2 protein-coding genes are annotated in these 1,287 nt (G+C 70.3%); both read left to right on the top strand.

The annotated features are described in order from the left end of the window. Positions 1-67: 67 nt before the first annotated feature. Positions 68-307 carry an acyl carrier protein gene (locus C6N75_RS28530; RefSeq protein ID WP_105871741.1) on the top strand — a complete coding sequence of 80 codons (240 nt, stop codon included), beginning with the start codon at positions 68-70 and terminating at the stop codon, positions 305-307. Between the two features lie 51 nt (positions 308-358). Then, positions 359-1,249, top strand: a complete 891-nt coding sequence (gene scoE, locus C6N75_RS28525) for a (3R)-3-[(carboxymethyl)amino]fatty acid oxygenase/decarboxylase (protein ID WP_105871740.1) — start codon at positions 359-361, stop codon at positions 1,247-1,249. The last annotated feature ends 38 nt before the right edge of the window (positions 1,250-1,287 follow it).

The raw sequence follows: 1,287 nt of genomic DNA, 5'->3' as shown, positions 1-1,287 counted from the left end.
CCCCCCCGCTCCCGTCCGCTGACCGGGCCCCGCCGCCCGAGCGTCCCGAACCGGAAGGAACCACACCATCACCACCTACGAGCAGGTCGCCGCCGTCGTCCAGGCGCTGCACGACGTCCCCGCCGGTCTCGTGCACCCCGAGGCCACTCTCGGCGCCCTGGACGTCGACTCCCTGACCACGGTCGAGATCAGCATCCGGCTGGAGCGGGATCTGGGCGTCACCGTCGGCGACGACGAACTCCAGCCCGACCTCACCCTCGCCGACGTCGCCGACCTCGTCGACTCCCGCCGCACCACGGGCGTCTGACGCCCGCACGACACGCCCCCCACACCGGCCCTGAGAAACGGAACAGCAGCCATGCGGATCACAGACCAGCCCGGCGCCTCGCTCGGCGCGATCGTCGAGGACTTCGACCACACCGCCGCCTCCGACGCGGACGTTCGGGAACTGAAGCGCACCGTCTACACGAAGAAGATCGCCCTGCTGAAGGGGCAGCACCTCACGCCCGGGCAGTTCCTCGCCCTCGGCCGGCGCCTCGGCCGACCCGAGACCTACTACGAGCCGATGTACCAGCACCCCGAGGTTCCGGAGATCTTCGTCTCCTCCAACGTCCCGCACAACGGCAGACGCGTAGGCGTGCCGAAGACCGGCAAGTTCTGGCACGCCGACTACCAGTTCATGCCCGACCCCTTCGGCATCACGCTGATCCACCCCCAGGTCGTCCCGGCGGTGGACCGCGGCACGTACTTCATCGACATGGGCCGGGCGTACGAGCGGCTGCCCGAGGAGCTGAAGGCGGAGATCGCCGGAACCCGCTGCCGGCACTCGGTGCGCAAGTACTTCAAGATCCGCCCGCACGACGTCTACCGCCCGATCTCCGAGATCATCGAAGAGGTCGAGGCGAAGACGCCGCCCGTCCTCCAACCGACCACCTTCACCCACCCGGTGACGGGCGAGACGGTCCTCTACCTCAGCGAGGGCTTCACCGTCGGCATCGAGGACGCGGCGGGCGAACCGCTCGGCGACGACCTGCTCAGGCGGCTCCTGCTGGCCACCGGACAGCTGGACGAGACCTTCCAGCACGAGGGAATCCACCTACAGACCTTCGAGAAGGGCGACCTGCTGGTCTGGGACAACCGCAGCCTCATCCCCCGCGCCCGCCACACCGCGACGCCGGAGCCGACCGTCTCCCACCGCGTCACCGTCCACGACGAGCACCGGCTCCACGACGGGACGAGGGCGGCATGAGCGCGTCCGCCGCCGACCGCCCCGCGGCCCCGCCCCAG

It is taken from the genome of Streptomyces solincola (assembly GCF_002982015.1).
GTDB lineage: Bacteria > Actinomycetota > Actinomycetes > Streptomycetales > Streptomycetaceae > Streptomyces > Streptomyces solincola.
Note: the sequence above shows the minus strand (reverse complement) of the source record. Positions and strands in the feature narration are given on the sequence as shown.

Excerpts from the sequence above, each read along its gene's own strand:
- scoE (WP_105871740.1), top strand. The coding sequence starts at position 359 with ATGCGGATCACAGACCAGCCCGGCGCCTCGCTCGGCGCGATCGTCGAG.